The organism is Rhodococcus sp. CX, assembly GCF_015865005.1.
Lineage (GTDB): Bacteria > Actinomycetota > Actinomycetes > Mycobacteriales > Mycobacteriaceae > Rhodococcus.
On sequence record NZ_JADZGH010000086.1, the window covers coordinates 1 to 2,809 of the forward strand.

Annotated in this window: 2 protein-coding genes and 1 pseudogene; 2 read left to right on the forward strand and 1 reads right to left on the reverse strand. The window is 74.6% G+C overall.

Features of this window, described 5'->3' with window-relative positions; translation table 11 throughout:
- Nucleotides 1-1,029 (forward strand): annotated as a pseudogene (locus tag I0Q12_RS09265) (DEAD/DEAH box helicase); the annotation flags it as partial.
- Nucleotides 1,030-1,189: 160 nt separating this feature from the next.
- Nucleotides 1,190-2,101: a DUF4333 domain-containing protein gene (locus I0Q12_RS09270; protein ID WP_197251649.1), complete on the forward strand. Its 912-nt coding sequence runs from the start codon at nucleotides 1,190-1,192 to the stop codon at nucleotides 2,099-2,101.
- 33 nt (nucleotides 2,102-2,134) lie between these two features.
- Here I0Q12_RS09270 and I0Q12_RS09275 read toward each other — a convergent pair.
- Nucleotides 2,135-2,809: 5'-3' exonuclease H3TH domain-containing protein (locus tag I0Q12_RS09275; RefSeq protein WP_197251650.1), on the reverse strand; the 675-nt coding region annotated here is incomplete at its 5' end.

Here is a 2,809-nt window from a genome sequence, read left to right on the forward strand (position 1 = left end):
GCCCACCACCTGCGCGGGCGCCGCGCGGGACTGGCCGTGGTGATCGAACCCGACCAGAGCGTGGACGAGCCGCGCCCGCTGGTGGTCACCGCCGACGCCTGGTCCGGCCGGTTGTCGGCCGCGGACTTCCCGGCGCCCGCGCAGGTGGTGGGCCGGTTGCGGTTGCCGCGGCACGTCAACCACCGCACCGGGCGGGGACGGCGCGATCTCGCGTCGTCGCTGCGGTCGACGGGCATCCCGGTGCCGCGCCGCCCGAAGCGCACCAAGACCGGCGGCGACACCCGGGAGATCGACGCGTTGCGGCGCCGGCTGCGGCAGCACCCGGCCCGCAAGGACCCCGAACTGGAGAAGCTCGCCCGGGTCGGGGACCGCTACAACCGGCTGGCGCGGGAACTGGCCCAGCAGCGGCAGAAGGTCGCGGCGACGACGAACTCGCTGGCCCGCACGTTCGAGCGGATCGTCGCGCTGCTCACCGAACGCGGCTACCTGACCGCCGGATCGGACCCGGAGACCACCGAGGCGGGGGAGCGGCTGGCCCGCATCTACGGCGAGGCCGATCTGCTCGTCGCCGAATGCCTGCGCAAGCGGGTGTGGGCGGGGTTGTCCCCGGCGGAGCTCGCCGCGGTGGTGTCGGCGGTGGTGTACGAGTCGCGGATCGAAGGCGGCGGCGAGGTGATGCGCGGCCCGACCGAACCAGTGCGCCGCGCGCTCGCCGAGACCGTGCGGTTGTGCGACGGGCTGCGCGCCGACGAGGTGCGGCACAAGCTGCCGCCCACGCGCGAACCGGATCTCGGGTTCGTCGCGGCGCTGTACACGTGGGTGAACACCCAGTCGCTGGCCGAGGCGCTGCTCGCCGCCGGGGGCGGCAGCCGGGACCTGTCGGCCGGTGATTTCGTGCGCTGGTGCCGTCAGGTGATCGATCTGCTCGATCAGATCCGCACGTGCGCGCAGGACCCGGAGATCGTGAAGACGGCGGGTCGGGCCGTCGCCGCGATCCGGCGCGGGGTCGTCGACGTGGACGCGGTGTGATCGCCCCGGCGGGGTGATTGCCTGGGCGGCAGGACGTTGCGGTTCGGCTCGGCGGACACCGTCGCGGCCGGATGTGGTTTGATTCGCGCTGCGGCACGGCTTCCACGCGGTGGATGGGCGCGAAGTGGATCAACGAAGTGAAGGTGAGTGGGAGGCGACGATGAGCGGGCCGAACGAACCCCAGGAGCAGTCCGGAAACGCGGCCGGTCAGGAACCGACCCAGCAGTGGGCGCGCCCCGGCAGCGCCGCCCAGGGGGCGGAGCCGACGCAGGCGTTCGACGCCTCGTCCGCCGGTCACTCGCCTGCCGGGCAGGCCCCGCAGTGGGGCCCGCAGCCCGGTCCGGGTGGGGCCGCCGGTGCGCAGGGCGGTCAGGCTCAGCCGCAGTGGGGTCAGACCGGCCAACCGTGGGGCCAGCAGCCGGTGCCCGGGCAGCAGCCGTGGGGTCAGCCGGCGGCCGCCGGTGCCCAGTGGGATCAGCAGCCCGCCCAGCCGCAGCAGCAGTGGGGGCAACCGCACCCGCAACCGGGTCAGCAGTGGGGGCAGGGCGCTCCCGTCGCCGGTCAGCAGTGGGGACAACCGCAGCAGCAGTGGGGAACGGCGCAGCCGCAGTGGGGACAGCCCCCGCAGCCCGGTCAGCAGCCGCAGTGGGGACAGCCCGCGGCCGGTCAGCAGCCCTGGGGCCAGCCGCAACCGGGCCAACCCCAGCCGGGTCAGCAGCCGCAGTGGGCGCCGGCGCAGGCCGGTCAGCAGCCGCCGAAGTCGAAGAAGCCGCTGATCCTCGGTCTCGGGGCGCTGGCCCTGGTGCTGATCCTCGCGATCGTCGGGGTCCTCGTCGCCACCTCCCTCGGGTCGAAGACCCTCGATTCCGCGGCCGCCGAGGCCGGGGTCGCGAAGGTGCTGACCCAGTCCTACGGCGCCACCGCCGTCGACGACGTGTCCTGCCCCGACGGCCAGAAGGTCGAGGCGGGCAACAGCTTCGAATGCACCGTCACCGTCGACGGGCAGCATCGGTCGGTCACCCTGACCTTCACCGACGACGAGGGCACCTACGAGGTCAGCCGCCCCAACTGACCGGCCCCAAACCGATCGGAGCGGACGGTCCGGTCAGCCCGCGGCCGCGGCCAGTGCCGTGGTCAGCGTCGTGACGGACCGTCCGATCCCCAGCGTGTCGGCCAGCGCCACCAGCGCCGACGCGTCGACGGGCGCCGCGGGCAGGGCGTCGGCACCGGACAGCTGCACCGGGGCGTCGCGCGCGACCCGCACCACCGGCAGCGCCGCGTCCAGATAGTCTGCGGCCGCGGCGAGTTTGGCGCGCATGCCCTTGGCCATGCCCGACTCCGGATCGGCCGCGGCCGCCCGCATCCCGTCGAGCGATCCGTACTGCAACAGCAGGCCCGACGCGGTCTTCTCGCCGACGCCCTTGACGCCGGGCAACCCGTCGGACGGGTCGCCGCGCAGCAACGCCAACTCGGCGTAGGCGGCGCCGGCCCGCTCGGCGGGCACCCCGTACCGGTCGGCGACCTCGGTGGGCCCGAACAGTTCGGCCTTCGCCAGTCCCCGCCCGGCGTAGAGCACCCGCACCGGGACCGGGTCGTCGGCGACGACCTGCAGCAGGTCGCGGTCGCCGCTGACCACGACCACCGGGTCGGTGGTTTCCCGGGCGGCGAGGGTGCCGAGCACGTCGTCGGCCTCGAACCCGGCGGCGCCGCCGGTAGCGATCCCGGCGGCGGCCAGCACGTCCAGGATCATCGGCACCTGCGGGGTCAGGGTGTCGGGAAC